General features: G+C 70.4%; 11 protein-coding genes. 7 read left to right on the top strand and 4 right to left on the bottom strand.

Annotated features, from left to right (window positions below):
- Window positions 1–7: 7 nt before the first annotated feature.
- A complete protein-coding gene (locus ACIP6W_RS06580; protein ID WP_251155190.1) occupies window positions 8–1,678 on the bottom strand; it encodes a GspE/PulE family protein in 1,671 nt (556 codons plus the stop codon).
- Window positions 1,679–2,047: 369 nt separating this feature from the next.
- Between ACIP6W_RS06580 and ACIP6W_RS06575 the strand changes: the two genes are divergently transcribed.
- Window positions 2,048–2,413, top strand: a complete 366-nt coding sequence (locus ACIP6W_RS06575) for a VOC family protein (RefSeq protein ID WP_058728464.1) — start codon at window positions 2,048–2,050, stop codon at window positions 2,411–2,413.
- A gap of 146 nt (window positions 2,414–2,559) precedes the next feature.
- Here ACIP6W_RS06575 and ACIP6W_RS06570 read toward each other — a convergent pair whose 3' ends face one another.
- The 3 genes from ACIP6W_RS06570 to ACIP6W_RS06560 form a co-directional block, all read right to left on the bottom strand.
- Window positions 2,560–6,441: a DNA-directed RNA polymerase subunit beta' gene (locus ACIP6W_RS06570; protein ID WP_066657075.1), complete on the bottom strand. Its 3,882-nt coding sequence runs from the start codon at window positions 6,439–6,441 to the stop codon at window positions 2,560–2,562.
- Between the two features lie 47 nt (window positions 6,442–6,488).
- Entirely contained in the window at window positions 6,489–9,977 is a 3,489-nt protein-coding gene (rpoB, locus tag ACIP6W_RS06565; protein ID WP_066657077.1) for a DNA-directed RNA polymerase subunit beta, read from the bottom strand.
- 446 nt (window positions 9,978–10,423) lie between these two features.
- The gene (locus ACIP6W_RS06560; RefSeq protein WP_066657079.1) at window positions 10,424–10,999 is read right to left on the bottom strand and encodes a hypothetical protein; all 576 of its coding nucleotides are present in this window, start codon (window positions 10,997–10,999) and stop codon (window positions 10,424–10,426) included.
- 338 nt (window positions 11,000–11,337) lie between these two features.
- Here ACIP6W_RS06560 and ACIP6W_RS06555 point away from each other — a divergent pair, with 338 nt between their 5' ends.
- From ACIP6W_RS06555 to ACIP6W_RS06530, 6 genes are all read left to right on the top strand, one after another.
- Window positions 11,338–12,180 carry a spermidine synthase gene (locus ACIP6W_RS06555; protein WP_066657081.1) on the top strand — a complete coding sequence of 281 codons (843 nt, stop codon included), beginning with the start codon at window positions 11,338–11,340 and terminating at the stop codon, window positions 12,178–12,180.
- 180 nt (window positions 12,181–12,360) lie between these two features.
- A complete protein-coding gene (locus ACIP6W_RS06550; protein ID WP_400428749.1) occupies window positions 12,361–13,161 on the top strand; it encodes a DUF4064 domain-containing protein in 801 nt (266 codons plus the stop codon).
- Window positions 13,162–13,296: 135 nt separating this feature from the next.
- On the top strand, window positions 13,297–14,163 hold the full coding sequence (locus tag ACIP6W_RS06545) for a hypothetical protein (protein WP_400428747.1): 867 nt from the start codon (window positions 13,297–13,299) through the stop codon (window positions 14,161–14,163).
- The gene (locus ACIP6W_RS06540; RefSeq protein WP_400428745.1) at window positions 14,160–14,654 is read left to right on the top strand and encodes a SprT-like domain-containing protein; all 495 of its coding nucleotides are present in this window, start codon (window positions 14,160–14,162) and stop codon (window positions 14,652–14,654) included. The genes ACIP6W_RS06545 and ACIP6W_RS06540 overlap by 4 nt, the downstream gene beginning before the upstream one ends.
- Window positions 14,655–14,701: 47 nt before the next feature.
- Window positions 14,702–15,403 (top strand): CGNR zinc finger domain-containing protein, encoded by a 702-nt coding sequence (locus tag ACIP6W_RS06535; protein WP_400428743.1) that lies wholly within the window; start codon window positions 14,702–14,704, stop codon window positions 15,401–15,403.
- A 74-nt stretch (window positions 15,404–15,477) separates the two neighbouring features.
- On the top strand, window positions 15,478–16,767 hold the full coding sequence (locus ACIP6W_RS06530) for an Nramp family divalent metal transporter (protein ID WP_400428741.1): 1,290 nt from the start codon (window positions 15,478–15,480) through the stop codon (window positions 16,765–16,767).
- Window positions 16,768–16,788 lie beyond the last annotated feature (21 nt).

The following is a 16,788-nucleotide window of genomic DNA, read 5'->3' as shown; positions in this document are numbered from 1 at the left end:
CCCGGGACTACGCGACCACGCGCAGGATCTCGTCGACGCTGGTCATGCCGAGCTTGACCTTCTCCCACCCGTCCTGTCGGAGGGTGAGCATGCCCTGCTGCTGGGCGACGCGGCTGATCTCGGCGCTCGAGGCCCGCGCGACGGCGAGCCGCTCGATCTCCTCGGAGACGGTCATGACCTCGTGCAGGGCGATCCGGCCGCGGTAGCCGGTGTTCGAGCAGACGGCACAGCCGATCGGCGCGAAGAACTCCGGCACGGCCGCGTCCGCACGGTCGAGGAACCCGAGCGCGTGCAGCTGCTCGGCCTCGTACACCGCCGGGGCCTTGCACCGGTCGCAGAGCCGGCGGGCCAGACGCTGGGCGACCACCGAGTCGAGTGCGGAGCCGACCAGGAAGGGCTCGATGTCCATCTCGGTCAGACGGGTGACGGCCGACGGTGCGTCGTTGGTGTGCAGCGTCGAGAGCACCAGGTGACCGGTGAGCGAGGCCTCGATCGCGATCTGCGCCGTCTCGTGGTCGCGGATCTCACCGAGGAGCACCACGTCGGGGTCGGAGCGCAGGATCGAGCGCAGCGCGGACGCGAACGTCAGCCCGGCCTTCGGGTTCACCTGCACCTGGTTGATGCCGGCCATCCGGTACTCGACCGGGTCCTCGACCGTGATGACGTTGATCTCGGGCTTCGCGACGGCGTTCAGCGTCGTGTACAGCGTGGTCGACTTGCCCGAACCGGTGGGCCCGGTGACCAGGATCATGCCGTACGGCTTCGAGTAGGACCGCTGGTACGCCTGGAAGTTCTGCTCGAGCAGGTTGAGGTCCTTGAGCGTCAGCGACGTGTTCGTGTTGTCGAGGATCCGCATGACGACCTTCTCGCCCCACACGGTCGGCAGCGTCGCCACACGCAGGTCGATCTGCCGACCGCCGTGGCGCACCGACATGCGGCCGTCCTGCGGCTTCCGACGCTCGGCGATGTCGATGTCGCTCATGATCTTGAGCCGGCTGATGACACCGTTCTGGATGTTCTTCGGCGCCGGGGCCATCTCGTGCAGCACGCCGTCGATGCGGTAGCGCACCCGGACCTCGTGCTCGCCCGGCTCGATGTGGATGTCGGACGCGTGGTCCTGGATGGCCTGCGACACGAGCAGGTTCACGAAGCGGACGATCGGCACGTCGTCGAGCGCGCCGTCGGTCAGGTCCACCTGCTGCTGGGTCGGGGCGGCCGACTGGTCCTCGAACGACGAGGTCAGGTCGTTGAGCTCGTCGTCGGCGCGCAGGTACCGGTCGAGGGCGCTCACCAGGTCGCGCTCGTCGACCTGCAGCGGCTTGATCGAGCGACCGGAGGCGGTGCGGGCGTCGTCGATCGCGAGCACGTTCGAGGGGTTCACCATCGCCAGCACGAGCGTCTCGCCCTCGAACCCGACACCGAGCACACCGTGCCGACGGCAGAGCGCCGCGGGCAGCATCGACACCGCCGTGCCGTCGACCGGGTAGTCGGTCAGCGGGACGGTGTGCGCGTTGTTCGAGGCCGCACGCGCGGTGATGTACTGCGCCTCGCTCACCACGCCCTGGTCGACCAGGGTGCGGATCGAGCGCTCGTCGATCGCTTCGTCCCCCGTCATCGAGTCGAGGTGTTCGATCGGCAGTGCGCCGTTGAGGATGAGGATCTCGGAGAGCGTGGCCATGTGTCCCGGAGCCTCCTTCGGGTCGAGACCGGGTCGTGGGGATGCGTCCCGCAGCGGTGCGGCGCCCGTCCACGCTATTGCCGCGGTGCGCGGCGACCGCAGTCCCACAACGAGGGGGCGACGGGGTGGCGGGTGTCCCCAGTGCAGGGGTACCCGCCGGTACTGGGTGGTCCGGACGATGATCGACACGGGTCGATGCTCCGTCGCGAGCGTGCTCGCGGGGTGGGCGGTCCGGCGATCGGTGGAGCACTCGGTCGAGACCCCGGGCTGTGCAGGAACGGACGCGACGGGGTCCACGCGCGGCCGCCGCCCGCACCGCCCCACGACGAAGTCCTCGACGTGCGGCGCCGCCCCGGGCCATGATGAGCCATGGACATCACGAGCGTGACCGTGGGCCTCCCCGTCTCCGACATCGAGGCGTCCTGCCTCTGGTACGGCGCCGTGTTCCAGCGTGCGGACCCCGACCTGGAGCCCGAGGACGGCGTCGTCGAGTACGAGATCGGCGGCATCTGGCTGCAGCTGTACCTCGACGCGGACGCCGAACGGCGTCCGGCGACCGTCCGGTTCGGTGTCGACGACGTCCGGTCCCAGCACGCCCGCATCGGGTCGCTCGGCATCGACGTCGGCCCGGTCGAGTGCGTCGACGGTGCCGTCGACTGGTTCGACGTCCGCGACCCCGACGGCAACGTCCTCAGCCTGTACTCGTTGGTCGACGAGAAGGGCCGCACGGCCTGAGACGCGACTGCGCGCCGGCCTGGAGGCGCGTGGCGGGCCCGTCACGAGCCTCCAGGCCGGCAGCACGCCGCTGACCGGCCACGCGCCGGCAACGAGGAAGGCCCCCGCATCCGAGGATGCGGGGGCCTTCCGGGTTCAGCTCAGGCTCAGTTGTAGGTCCCGGGCGTGAAGTCGTCCGACGAGAAGCTGTCGAAGTCGACGAAGCTCAGGTCGGCGTCCGAGAACGAGGAGTCGTCGGCGAAGATGCGGTTGGGGTACCGCTCCGCCTTGGCTTCCTCGGTCGCGGCGACGTCCACGTCACGGTACCGGCTGAGGCCCGTCCCGGCGGGGATGAGCTTACCGATGATGACGTTCTCCTTGAGGCCGACGAGGTGGTCCTGCTTGCCCTCCATGGCCGCCTGCGTGAGGACGCGGGTGGTCTCCTGGAAGGACGCGGCGGACAGCCACGACTCGGTCGCGAGGGACGCCTTCGTGATGCCCATGACCTCCTGGCGAGCCGAGGCGGTCTTGCGACCCTCCTGCAGCGCCGCACGGTTCAGCGCGTTGTAGCGCGACCGGTCGACGAGCTCACCCGGCAGCAGGTCGGTGTCGCCGTGGTCGACGACGGTGACCTTGCGGAGCATCTGGCGGACGATGACCTCGATGTGCTTGTCGTGGATCGGCACGCCCTGCGAGCCGTACACGTCCTGCACACCGTTGACGAGGTGCTTCTGGACCTCGCGCACACCCTTGACCCGGAGGACCTCCTTCGGGTCCACCGTGCCGGCGATGAACTGCTCGCCGAGCTCGACGTGCTGGCCGTCCTCGATGAGGAGGGTCGCACGCTTGAGCACCGGGTAGATGAACGGCTCGTCGCCGTTGTCCGGCGTGAGGATGATCCGACGACCCTTGTCCGTGTCCTCGATCGTGACGCGGCCGGGGGCCTCGGCGATCGGGGACGCGCCCTTCGGGGTGCGGGCCTCGAAGAGCTCGGTCACGCGGGGCAGACCCTGCGTGATGTCGTCGGCCGAGGCCGAACCACCCGTGTGGAAGGTACGCATCGTCAGCTGGGTACCGGGCTCACCGATGGACTGGGCGGCGATGATGCCGACCGCCTCGCCGATGTCGACGAGGTTGCCCGTGGCGAGCGAACGGCCGTAGCACTTCGCGCAGACACCGACGGCCGACTCACAGGTCAGGACCGAGCGCACCTTGATGCTCTCGACACCCGCCTCGAGCAGCGTGTCCAGCAGGACGTCACCGACGTCCGAACCGGCCTCGGCGACGACCGTGCCCTTCGCGTCCGCTGCCTCGGTGGCCAGCGTGCGCGAGTAGACGGTGTTCTCGACGCGCGGGTCGCGGACGAGGGCGCCGTCGGCACCCACGGTCGCGATCGGCAGCTCGAGGCCACGGGTCGTCCCGCAGTCGTCCTCACGGATGATGACGTCCTGCGACACGTCGACGAGACGACGGGTCAGGTAGCCCGAGTCGGCGGTACGGAGAGCCGTGTCCGCCAGACCCTTGCGGGCACCGTGCGTGGCGATGAAGTACTCCGCCACGGTCAGGCCCTCGCGGTACGAGTTGATGATCGGGCGGGCGATGATCTCACCCTTCGGGTTGTTCACCAGACCACGCATACCGGCGATGTTGCGCACCTGCAGCCAGTTACCACGAGCACCCGACGAGACCATGCGGTTGATGGTGTTGTCGACCGGGAAGTTGTCACGCATCTCCTGCGCGATCTCGTTCGTGGCCTCGGTCCAGATCTTGATCAGGTCGGCGCGGCGCTCCGCGTCGGTGATCAGACCCTTGTCGAACTCGCCCTGGACCTTGGCGGCCTGGACCTCGTAGCCCGCGATGATCTCCTTCTTGCGAGGAGGCGTCACGACGTCCGACAGCGCCACGGTCACACCGGAGCGCGTGCCCCAGTAGAAGCCCGCGTCCTTGATCCGGTCCAGCGCAGCGGCCGTCTCGGTCTTGGAGTAGCGCTCGGCGAGGTCGTTGACGATCGCGGAGAGGGTGCCCTTGTCGGTGACGCGCTGGACGAACGGGTAGTCCGCCGGCAGCGTCTCGTTGAAGAGCGCACGGCCCAGGGTGGTCTCGAGGAGGATCGGCTGACCGACCTCGTAGCCCTCCGGCGCCTCGCCCTCGGCGAAGTGGACACCCGACATGCGGATCTTCACCATCGCGTTGAGGTGCAGCGTGTTCTGGTCCTTGGCCAGGATCGCCTCGGCGACCGACGAGAACGCACGGCCCTCGCCGAGCGCGCCCTCACGGACGGTCGTCAGGTGGTGCAGACCGATGATCATGTCCTGTGCGGGCAGGGTCACCGGACGGCCGTCCGACGGCTTGAGGATGTTGTTCGAGGCGAGCATCAGGATGCGGGCCTCGGCCTGGGCCTCGACCGACAGCGGCAGGTGCACGGCCATCTGGTCACCGTCGAAGTCCGCGTTGAACGCAGCACACACGAGCGGGTGGAGCTGGATGGCCTTGCCCTCGACGAGCTGCGGCTCGAACGCCTGGATGCCCAGACGGTGCAGCGTCGGCGCACGGTTCAGCAGGACGGGGCGCTCGCGGATGATCTCCTCGAGCACGTCCCACACCTGCGGACGCGAACGCTCGACCATGCGCTTGGCCGACTTGATGTTCTGCGCGTGCGACAGGTCGATGAGGCGCTTGATGACGAACGGCTTGAACAGCTCGAGCGCCATCTGCTTCGGCAGACCGCACTGGTGCAGCTTGAGCTGCGGGCCGACGATGATGACCGAACGACCCGAGTAGTCGACGCGCTTGCCGAGCAGGTTCTGGCGGAAGCGACCCTGCTTTCCCTTGAGCATGTCGCTCAGGGACTTCAGGGCGCGGTTGCCGGTACCCGTGACGGGACGACCACGACGACCGTTGTCGAACAGCGCGTCGACCGCTTCCTGCAGCATGCGCTTCTCGTTGTTCACGATGATCTCGGGGGCACCGAGGTCGAGCAGGCGGCGGAGACGGTTGTTGCGGTTGATCACACGACGGTAGAGGTCGTTGAGGTCCGACGTGGCGAAGCGGCCACCGTCGAGCTGCACCATCGGGCGCAGCTCCGGCGGGATGACCGGCACGACGTCGAGCACCATCGCGGCCGGCGAGTTGCCGGTGGCGAGGAAGGAGCTGACGACGCGCAGGCGCTTGATCGCGCGGATCTTCTTCTGACCCTTGCCCTCGGCGATCTGCAGGCGCAGCGACTCGGCCTCGGCGGCCAGGTCGAAGGCCTCGAGCCGCAGCTTGATCGCCTCGGCGCCCATGTAGGCGTCGAAGTAGATCCCGAAGCGGTCCTGCAGCTCGTGGAACACGGCGTCCTCGGGCTTGAGGTCGCCGACCTTGAGGTTGCGGAAGTCCTCCCACACGCGCTCGAGGCGGGTGATGTCCTCGTCGAAGGACTTGCGGACCTGGGACATCTCCTTCTCGGCGGTGTCCTTGGTCCGGCGCTTCACGTCGGCCTTGGCGCCCTCTTCCTCGAGCGCTGCGAGGTCGTCCTCGAGCTTCTTGAGGCGGTCGGCGATGATCGAGTCGCGCTGACCCTCGAGGTTCTTGATCTCGAGGCGCATCTCGTTCTCGAGACCGGGCATGTCGGCGTGACGGCCCTCTTCATCGATGTCGATGATCATGTACGCCGCGAAGTAGATGACCTTCTCGAGGTCCTTCGGCGCCATGTCGAGGAGGTACCCGAGGCGCGACGGGACGCCCTTGAAGTACCAGATGTGCGTGACGGGCGCGGCGAGCTCGATGTGGCCCATGCGCTCACGGCGGACCGAGGACTTGGTGACCTCGACGCCGCAGCGCTCGCAGACGATGCCCTTGAAGCGGACACGCTTGTACTTGCCGCAGGCGCACTCCCAGTCGCGGGACGGACCGAAGATCTGCTCGCCGAACAGACCGTCCTTCTCGGGCTTCAGGGTGCGGTAGTTGATGGTCTCCGGCTTCTTGACCTCGCCGTACGACCACTGACGGATGTCCTCGGCGGTCGCGAGGCCGATCCGGATGGCGTCAAATGACGTTGCTTCGAGCAATGTTCTTCTCTCTTGCTGAGTTCGAAACGTGTTCGGTACGGGCCGGCTCAGATGTCGTCGACGGACGACGACTCGAACCGCGAGGAGATGTTGATGCCGAGCTCTTCAGCGGCACGGAAGACCTCGTCGTCCGTGTCGCGGAGGCTGACCGCCTGGCCGTCCGCCGAGAGGACCTCGACGTTCAGGCAGAGCGACTGCATCTCCTTCATGAGGACCTTGAACGACTCGGGGATGCCGGGTTCCTGGATGTTCTCGCCCTTGACGATCGCCTCGTAGACCTTCACGCGGCCGAGGATGTCGTCGGACTTGATCGTCAGGAGCTCCTGGAGGGCGTAGGCGGCGCCGTACGCTTCGAGCGCCCACACCTCCATCTCACCGAACCGCTGTCCACCGAACTGCGCCTTACCACCCAGCGGCTGCTGCGTGATCATCGAGTACGGACCGGTCGAACGGGCGTGGATCTTGTCGTCGACCAGGTGGTGCAGCTTGAGGATGTACATGTAGCCGACCGAGACGGGCTCCGGGAACGGCTCGCCGGAGCGGCCGTCGAAGAGCTGCGCCTTGCCGGAGGAACCGATCAGGCGCTCGCCGTCGCGGTTCGGGAGCGTGCTGTCGAGGAGCCCCTCGATCTCGCGCTCGTACGCACCGTCGAACACCGGGGTGGCCACCTTCGTGCCGGGCGCCGCGCTGTGCGCTGCTTCCGGCAGGGCGGATGCCCACTCCTGGATGCCCTCGACGTTCCAGCCCTGCTTCGCGAGCCACCCGAGGTGGATCTCGAGGACCTGGCCGAAGTTCATGCGGCCGGGGACGCCGAGCGGGTTGAGCACGATGTCGACCGGGGTGCCGTCCGCGAGGAACGGCATGTCCTCGACCGGCAGGATCGTCGAGATGACGCCCTTGTTGCCGTGACGACCGGCGAGCTTGTCACCCGCGGTGATCTTGCGCTTCTGGGCGATGTAGACGACCACGCGCTGGTTGACACCCGAGCCGAGCTCGTCGTCGCCGTCCTGCGCGTCGAAGACCTTGACGCCGATGATCGTGCCCTCTTCACCGTGGGGCACCTTCAGCGAGGTGTCGCGCACCTCGCGCGACTTCTCGTTGAAGATCGCGCGGAGCAGGCGCTCCTCGGCGGAGAGCTCGGTCTCGCCCTTCGGCGTGACCTTGCCGACCAGGATGTCGCCGGGGCGGACCTCGGCACCGATGCGGATGATGCCGCGCTCGTCGAGGTCGGCCAGGAGGTCCGGGCTGACGTTCGGGAGGTCGCGGGTGATCTCCTCCTTGCCGAGCTTCGTGTCGCGAGCGTCGACCTCGTACTCCTCGATGTGGATCGAGGAGAGCGTGTCGTCCTTCACGAGGTTCTGCGACAGGATCATCGCGTCCTCGTAGTTGTAGCCCTCCCACGGCATGAACGCGACGAGGAGGTTCTTGCCGAGCGCGAGCTCGCCGTTCTCCGTCGCGGGGCCGTCGGCGATGACCTCGCCCTGCTCCACGCGCTCGCCTGCGGAGACGATGACGCGGTGGTTGTAGCTCGTGCCCTGGTTCGAGCGGTCGAACTTGCGCAGGTAGTAGGTCTGCGTGCCGCCCTCGTCGAGCTGCAGGGTCACGGCGTCGGCCGAGACCTCGGAGACGACACCCGCCTTGTCGGCGGTGACGACGTCACCGGCGTCGATGGCGGTGTAGCCCTCCATGCCGGTGCCGACGAGCGGCGACTCGGAACGGAGCAGCGGGACGGCCTGACGCTGCATGTTCGCACCCATGAGGGCGCGGTTCGCGTCGTCGTGCTCGAGGAACGGGATGAGCGAGGTCGCGACCGACACCATCTGGCGCGGCGAGACGTCCATGTAGTCGACCTCGTCCTTGCCGACGAGCTCGACCTCGCCGCCCTTCTTCCGGACGAGCACCTTGTCGTCCTGGAAGTGGAAGTCGTCGGTCAGCGGCGCGTTGGCCTGGGCGACGACGAAGTCGTCCTCCTCCGATGCCGTGAGGTAGTCGATGGTCGTGGTGACCTGACCGTTCACGACGCGGCGGTACGGCGTCTCGATGAAGCCGAAGGAGTTGATCCGACCGAACGACGCGAGCGAGCCGATCAGACCGATGTTCGGGCCTTCCGGGGTCTCGATCGGGCACATGCGGCCGTAGTGCGACGGGTGGACGTCGCGGACCTCGACGCCGGCACGCTCACGGGACAGACCACCCGGGCCGAGGGCCGACAGGCGACGCTTGTGCGTCAGACCCGCGAGCGGGTTGTTCTGGTCCATGAACTGCGACAGCTGCGAGGTGCCGAAGAACTCCTTGATCGCGGCGACGACGGGTCGCACGTTGATCAGGGTCTGCGGGGTGATCGCCTCGATGTCCTGCGTGGTCATGCGCTCGCGGACGACGCGCTCCATGCGGGACAGACCGGTGCGGACCTGGTTCTGGATGAGCTCGCCGACGGCGCGGATGCGACGGTTGCCGAAGTGGTCGATGTCGTCCACGTCGAGACGGAGCTGGACGGGCTCGCCGTCACGGACACCGTCGAGCGTCGTCTTCTCGGCGTGCAGCGAGACGAGGTACTTGATGGTGCGGACGATGTCCTGCACGGTCAGCACCGAGTCCGAGAGCTGCGCGTCGATGCCGAGCTTGCGGTTCAGCTTGTAGCGACCCACCTTGGCGAGGTCGTAGCGCTTCGAGTTGAAGTAGAAGTTGTCGAGGAGCGCACGCGCGGCCTCGGCGGCGACCTGCTCGCCCGGACGCAGCTTGCGGTAGATGTCCTTGAGCGCCTCTTCCTTGGTGAGGACGGCGTCCTTCTCGAGGGTCGACTCGATCGAGGCGAAGCCCTGGAACTCCTCCATGATCTCCTCGCTCGTCAGGCCGAGGGCCTTGAGGAAGACGGTCACGGACTGCTTGCGCTTGCGGTCGATGCGCACGCCCACCTGGTCGCGCTTGTCGATCTCGAACTCGAGCCACGCACCACGCGACGGGATCACACGGGCGGAGTAGATGTCCTTGTCGGAGGTCTTCTCCTGCTGGCGCTCGAAGTAGACGCCCGGCGAGCGGACGAGCTGCGAGACGACGACGCGCTCGGTGCCGTTGATGATGAACGTGCCGCGCTCGGTCATGAGCGGGAAGTCGCCCATGAAGACGGTCTGCGTCTTGATCTCACCGGTCATGTGGTTCATGAACTCGGCGTTGACGTACAGCGGCGCGGCGTAGGTCTTGCCACGCTCCTTGCACTCGTCGATGGAGTACTTCGGGTCCTCGAGCTCCGGGGACGTGAACGAGAGCTGCATGGTCTCGCCGAGGTCCTCGATCGGGGAGATCTCCTCGAAGATCTCCTCGAGGCCGGAGTGCAGCGCGAGGTCGGTGCGACCCTGCTCCTGTCCTTCGGCGAGGCGGGCCTTCCAGACGTCGTTGCCGACGAGCCAGTCGAAGCTCTCCGTCTGGAGGGCGAGCAGATCCGGCACCGTGAGGGTGTCCGTGATCTTGGCGAACGAGAGTCGCGAGTGGTTGCGACCGTTCTTGGGGTTGGTGGATGCGTTGGGCGCAGCAGCCAAGGGTGTGACCTCCGGTAGGCCCCGTCGGGCCGGTACTGACGAGCAGCACGTAGGTGAGTGGATTGATCGCTCGGCGCGACCCCGGGACCACCGACACGGAACGCACGACGGCAACGACCGTCGAGGACCTGTGGGATGATCGGTGAGCGGGTCCCGCCGCCATATACGGGACCGGCTGCACCAGGGCGCGTGTTCGACCGCAATATGACGACACACGAATGCCAGGGAGCGCGAACTGTCATCATAGGTCGCCCTGGCGCGCGCTGTCCAGTCCTGGCTTGACCGGATTCGGCGATGGCGTGTATAAGCACGCGGACCGCCCCCCGCGACGGCGTGTACAAGCACGCGGACCGCCCCCGCGACGGCGTGTACAAGCACACCGACCGCCCCGTGACGGCGTGTACGAGCACACCGTCCGCCCCGGGATTCCCGCAGCGCGGCCCGGATCAGTCCTCGAGCGCGTGCAGCAGCTCCTCCGGGTGCTCGGTCCGGACGAAGGTCACCCGCCCCCGGTCGTCCGTGATCCGCACGCCGCGGCCCGGCGTGAGGATGAGCGCCCGCACCCCGCGACCGAGCCGCAGGCCCACCCCGCCGAAGGTGCGCGCGTCCGCGTCGGCCACCGTCACGTCGGCGATGCGTCCCCGCGCGATCCGCCGCGTCGGCAGCGGCCGGAAGTGCAGGACGACGGCGGCGTCGGTCACCGCGATGCCGGTCCGGGCGAGCAGCAGCAGGGCACCGGCCACGAGTGCGACCACGCCCGGCAGCAGCAGCGCGACCTCCGGTGCGTCCCCCGGCCAACCGAGGACGGCCGCGGTCAGCGCGCCCCCGCCGAGCAGCAGCACGGCGCCGACCACGCGCATCCACCGGGGAGCGCGCTCACCGTCGACGGCCACCGGCCGGGAGGCGCGGTGCGGCCGGGCGGACCGGCGACCGTCCGCCGCGGCGGAGCCGGTCCGGCTGCGTGGCACGCCGGCCGGGCGCCGGGCGGGACGGAGGGTGGGGATGCTCAGGGTGTCGGTCATCGCGGGTCTCCTGCGGGAGTCGTGTTCCTGCCGCGGGCGCCCGGGTCGTCGGACGGCGCACGCGTGGTGCCGTGCGCCGTCGCACGCGGGAGGGCGGCGAGCCTCGGGTGGGGGTGCGGGGCGCGCCGACGACGTGCGGGGCACCCGGGCGCGGTGGGGGTCGCGCGGGGTCGTGCCGGTCCACGTCGCGGTCACCCGGACCGGCGGAACACCACGGCCTCGGCCGCACGGTGCTCGACACCGGTCGGGTGACGACGACGAGAACGGTACGTCGTGTCCCTTGACGTCGGCTGGTCGTGCGGAGAGCGGAGGCTCCGCGGTGGTGTTCCATGGGAGGCATGGCTGATGCGTTCGACGGGTTCCGGATCGGTGCGGGCTGGGCGTCGGTGGAGCCGGACCGGCACCGCCCCGGGTCCTTCACGCTCGTGGTGGACGGCACGCCGCAGTCGCACGTCGACCTCGAGGACCCCACGCACCTGGCGTTCGAGTACATCCGGCGCATCGGACACGCGATCGACCTCCTGCCGGAGGGACCGATCACGGCGCTGCACCTCGGTGCGGGTGCACTGACCCTGCCCCGGTACGTCGCCGTCACCCGCCCGGGCTCGCGGCAGCAGGTCGTGGAGCTGGAGCGGGACCTCGTCGAGCACGTGCGCGAGGTGCTCCCGTTCCCCCGCGGCGCCTCGATCCGGGTCCGCTACGGCGACGCCCGCGAGGTGCTCGGCAAGCTGCCGGCCGGCCTCCGCGGCACGGTGGACCTGGCGGTCGTCGACGTGTTCGGCGGCTCGCAGATCCCCGCGCACGTGACGAGCGTCGAGTTCTACCGCTCCGTCGCCGAGTTCCTCTCGCCCACCGGGATCGTCGCCGTGAACGTCGCGGACGGGGCCGGCCTGGCCTTCGCACGCGGGCAGGCATCGACGCTGCAGGCCGTCCTGCCGTCGGTCGCGGCCGTCGCCGACACCGGCATGCTCAAGGGGCGGCGGTTCGGCAACATCGTGCTGCTCGGGTCGCGGACCGACCTCCCCGTGGCGGACATGCCCCGGCGCTACTCGTCCGACCCGATGCCGGCGAAGGTGGTGCACGGGCAGGAGCTCCGTGCCTTCACGGCGGGCGCGCCCATCGTCACCGACGCGACCGCGGTCGCGTCCCCCGAACCGAACCGCAGCGTCTTCGGCGGCTGAGCCCGCGGTCGCGTCCCGACCACACGCCGGACGGGAGGCCCGGTGCCGGTCCGGTGCCGGGCCTCCCGGCCGTGGGACGGGTACAGGAGCGCCGAGTCCCCCTGAACACGTCGGGCATCCGGCTGCCAGGATGGGGGACAACGACCGCGCGACCGCGCGACCGACCGAGGGAGTCCCCTGATGACGAACGACGACCGGAGCAACGAGGACCGGACGGGCGACGGCGACGCGCCGGTCTGGGGCAGTGCGCCGCAGCGCGACCAGCACGACGCACCCCGCTACGGCGAGCGCGTGGACCCGGCACCGGGATCGGCGCCGCAGTACGGCGAGCAGCACCAGGGCCAGCAGCAGTACGGGCAGCAGCAGTACGGCGAGCGCGACCAGCACGGACAGCAGCAGTACGGCCAGCCGCAGCACGGCGAGCACGACCAGCACGGTCGGTACGACCAGCGCGACGGCCGTCACGAGTCCCCGACGTGGGGCGAGCACCAGGGGTCGCACCAGCCCTACGCGGCGTCCTCGGCGCCGGCGAGTGCAGGCAGCCCGGCGTGGCAGTCCTCCGAGGAGACGAAGCCGGCGAAGAAGAAGAAGACCGTCGGCCTCGTGGCGTTCGCGCTCGGGGTCCTGTCGCTCGTGCTCGGCGTCGTCGGCGGTGCCGTGCTGGGCGCCGCGTTCGCGGGCAACGCCGCACTCGAGCAGATCGCACGCGACGGCGGCGGATCGGTGCAGCAGCAGGAACAGCTGCAGCAGCAGCTCATGAACGACCCGTCCGCGATGAGCCAGCTCGGCGGCGGGGCGATCATCATCCTCATCGCAGCCGTCCTCGGCCTGTGGGCCCTGGTGCAGGGCATCATCGCGGCGGTCGCGGGCCGGGGTCGCGTCTGGGGTGTCCTCGCGATCATCCTCGCCGTCGTCGCCACCTTCGCGACGTTCATCGCGGTCAGCATCGCCGCGGCTGCCGCGGTCACCGGCGGCAACTGATCCACGAGTACCACCGACGGCCCGTCCCGCTGCAGCGGGGCGGGCCGTTCCGCGTCACGGACCGGTCCGCGTTCTCGGACCCCCCGTGCGCGTGGCACCGCCCGCTCACGGGAGCCCGCGGTTACCCTCGAACCGATGTCCCTCCCGCCTGACGACAGCCAGCATCCCGACCGCGCTCGGGAACCCCGTCACGCCGCGCCGGGCGACTCCGCCCCGGTCACCGCGGGTGTGAGCCCGGGGAGCACCTTCGCGCCGATCAGCCTGCGGCCGGCCGTCGACGCCGACGCCGTGCAGCAGCGGCTGCGCGACCTCGGGCAGAGCCGGAGCACCGAGGCCCTGGCGGAGCGGGCCGAGCTCCTCCGCCTGCTCGGCCGGCTCGACGAGTCGCTCGTCGTCGCGGAGGAGGTCTTCCGGCTGACGATGTTCACCGGTGAGCGGTCGGACAAGGTCGCCGCGCGCATCCGCCGTGCGCACGTGCTGCACGACCTGGGACGCCACGAGCGCGCCGCGACCGAGGCCGCGATGGCGCGCGACACCGCCCGGACCGAGGAGTGGCCGGAGCTCGAGGGCGCCGCCGCCGAGCTCGAGGGCTGGTCGCTGTTCGAGCTGTCACGGTTCGACGAGGCCCGGTCGGCGCTCTCGCGTGCCTACCAGGCCTTCCGGCAGGCGGGGGCTCCGTCGGAGCGCACCGAGGCACTCCGCACCGCGGTCGAGGCCGCGCTCCGGGCCTCGGTGGCGCAGCCGAAGGCCCCCGAGGACAAGCCCCGCACGGCCCGCGAGGTCGCCGCGCGCCGGGCCGAGGACGACGAGCCGCAGACGACCCGCGTCGCCGAACCGGTCAAGCAGGTCCCGCCGGTCCGTCGCCGTGTGCTCGGCGCACCCGACGCCGCACGCACCGACGCCGACGACATCTGGGGTCGGATCGCGGCGAAGGCGGCGCAGAAGGGTCAGGCGCCGCGCGACGAGCCCACCGACGACCTGCGGGACCCCGGCGCACGGTGACGACGCAGCCCGCAGCGGCGACGCAGCCCGCGGCGACGCTCGAGCGGGTCCGTGCACGAGCCGAGCACCTGCTGGCGGTGTACCTCGGCCCGGGCGGGTGGACGTTCGCGTTCGACCACGCCAGGACCCGCGCGGGGCAGTGCGACTTCGGCCGCCGACGCATCACGGTGAGCCGGCACATCGTCACCCGGGTGTCGGACGACGACGTGGACCAGGTCCTGCTGCACGAGGTCGCCCACGCGCTCGCCGGCCCCCGTGCCGGTCACGGGCCCGTCTGGCGACGCACCGCGGCGGACATCGGGTACACCGGCTCCCGCCTGTACGACGGGCCCGTCGCGTCGGAGCTCGCGCCGTGGGTCGGCACCTGCCCCGCGGGCCACGAGCACTTCCGCTACCGGACACCGACGCGCCCCCTCGCCTGCGCCCGGTGCGCGCGACGCTTCGACGGCCGGAACCTCATCACCTGGGAGCGGCGCGCGGCTACCGCATGATCGATCCGGCACGTGGAGGCGCGCCGGGGAGCCGTTAGCCTGGGCGGATGCACACGGGGCAGCACATCCGGACGGACAGCGGGTCGTCGTGGTTCTTCGACGCCGGCCGGATCGCCCTGGACTTCGCCCACACCGGTGGGTTCGCCGACGATGCCGACGGCCGTCGCCCCCGCGCCCGGCTCGGTGAGCTCCTCGTGACGCCGGCCGACCTGGACGAGTGGCTCGGCGACCACACCGAGCCGATCGACGTCGGCGCGACGGCGCGGGAGCTGCAGGACGCCCGAGCCCTCCGCGCCGCGATCGGACGACTGGCCGTCGCCGCTGCCCCGGCCCCCGTCCGCTCGTCGGGCCCCGCCGAACGGACCGCGGTCGCGGCCGGGCTCCGCGCCGGTACCGGTCGGACCCGGCCGGCACCGGACGACATCGACACGGTGAACCTGTTCGCGGCGCTGCCGGACGTGCCCCCGAGCCTGCCCGGGGGCCGACGCCGCGCGGGTGCGAACCGGGTCCGTCTGGCCCAGGCGCTGTCGAGCGTGGCCCGCGACGCGGTGGCGCTCTTCACCGAGGTGGGCTTCGACGACGTCGCCGCGGACGGACAGGCGACCCGCCTCAGCCGGTGCTCGGCGGACGACTGCGGGCTCGTCTTCTACGACTCGTCGCGTGGCGGCACCCGCCGGTGGTGCTCGATGCAGCGGTGCGGCAACCGCGCGAAGGTCCGCGCGCACCGGGCGCGACGTGCGGCCGCCTAGGGCGCCCTGCCCGGACGACTCGTGACACGCCGAATCTGAGGATTCGGTCCGCCGAAACCTGGCAGGCTGTCGGCATGTCCGACACCGCCGCCGCCCGCCGTGCCCCCTCCGGACCTCTCGACGACGGCACCGGCGGACCCGGTCCCGGTCGGCCGCGTCGCCGTGCCGCCGGCCTCACGCTGCTCGGGCCCGCCTTCGTCGCCGCGATCGCCTACGTCGACCCGGGCAACGTCGCGGCGAACCTGACCGCCGGTGCGCAGTACGGGTACCTGCTGCTCTGGGTGCTCGTCGCCGCGAACGCCAGTGCCGTCGTGGTCCAGTACCTGTCGGCGAAGCTCGGGGTCGTCACCGGGAGTTCGCTGCCGGAACACCTGGGCCTGCGGATGCGTCGCACCCCGCGGCTGCTCTTCTGGGCCCAGGCCGAGGTCGTCGCCGCCGCGACCGACGTCGCCGAGGTCATCGGCGGGGCGCTCGCGCTGCACCTGCTGTTCGGCCTGCCGCTCGTCGTCGGCGGCGTGCTCACCGGCGTGGTCTCGATGGCGATCCTGCTCCTGCACAGCCGCCGGGGCACCCGCACGTTCGAGGCCGTGGTGACGACGATGCTCGCGGTCCTCACCGTCGGCTTCTGCGCGGGCCTGCTGTCCGCGCAGGTCTCCCCCGGCGAGCTCGTCAGCGGCCTGGTCCCCCGGTTCGAGGGCGCGCAGTCGGTGCTCCTCGCCGCCTCGATGCTCGGTGCGACGGTGATGCCGCACGCGGTCTACCTGCACTCGGCCCTGGCACGGGACCGGCACGGCGACGTCCCCGCCGGGCCGGAGCGCCGCCGGGTGCTCGTCGCGACGCGGTGGGACGTCGGGCTGGCCCTCATCGTCGCGGGCGGTGTCAACGTCTGCATGCTCGTGCTCGCCGCCGCCACGCTGCCCGGGGTCGCGGGCACCGACACCATCCCCGGCGCGCAGGCCGCGATCGCGGCGAACGTCGGCCCCGTCGTGGGCGTGCTGTTCGCGGTCGGCCTGCTCGCGTCCGGTCTGGCGTCGACCTCGGTGGGCTGCATGGCCGGCGCGGAGATCATGCACGGGCTGCTGCACGTCCGCATCCCGGTCGCGGTACGCCGGCTCGTCACGCTGCTGCCCGCCGTGGTGCTCCTGGCCGTCGGCGCGGACCCGACGATGCTCCTCGTGCTCAGCCAGGTGGTGCTGAGCTTCGGCATCGCCTTCGCGATCGTGCCGCTCGTGGTCTACACGTCACGGCGGAGCATCATGGGCGCAGACGTCAACGCGATGACCACCCGCGTGGTCGCGGGTGTCATCGCGCTGGTGATCGTCGCCCTCAACGTGGCGCTCGTGGTGCTGACGCTGGCCGGCTGAACCCGCCGGACGGCGACGACC

This window comes from Curtobacterium sp. NPDC088465 (assembly GCF_044753165.1).
In the GTDB taxonomy this organism is placed as follows: domain Bacteria; phylum Actinomycetota; class Actinomycetes; order Actinomycetales; family Microbacteriaceae; genus Curtobacterium.
This window is presented reverse-complemented; position numbering and strand designations above follow the sequence as displayed.

Bases quoted from the DNA above. Each gene is read 5' to 3' on its own strand.
- ACIP6W_RS06555 (WP_066657081.1), top strand. From the start codon at position 11,338: ATGGCTGATGCGTTCGACGGGTTCCGGATCGGTGCGGGCTGGGCGTCG.
- ACIP6W_RS06580 (WP_251155190.1), bottom strand. From the start codon at position 1,678: ATGGCCACGCTCTCCGAGATCCTCATCCTCAACGGCGCACTGCCGATC.
- ACIP6W_RS06575 (WP_058728464.1), top strand. From the start codon at position 2,048: ATGGACATCACGAGCGTGACCGTGGGCCTCCCCGTCTCCGACATCGAG.
- ACIP6W_RS06530 (WP_400428741.1), top strand. From the start codon at position 15,478: ATGTCCGACACCGCCGCCGCCCGCCGTGCCCCCTCCGGACCTCTCGAC.
- ACIP6W_RS06535 (WP_400428743.1), top strand. From the start codon at position 14,702: ATGCACACGGGGCAGCACATCCGGACGGACAGCGGGTCGTCGTGGTTC.
- ACIP6W_RS06560 (WP_066657079.1), bottom strand. From the start codon at position 10,999: ATGACCGACACCCTGAGCATCCCCACCCTCCGTCCCGCCCGGCGCCCG.
- ACIP6W_RS06550 (WP_400428749.1), top strand. From the start codon at position 12,361: ATGACGAACGACGACCGGAGCAACGAGGACCGGACGGGCGACGGCGAC.
- ACIP6W_RS06545 (WP_400428747.1), top strand. From the start codon at position 13,297: ATGTCCCTCCCGCCTGACGACAGCCAGCATCCCGACCGCGCTCGGGAA.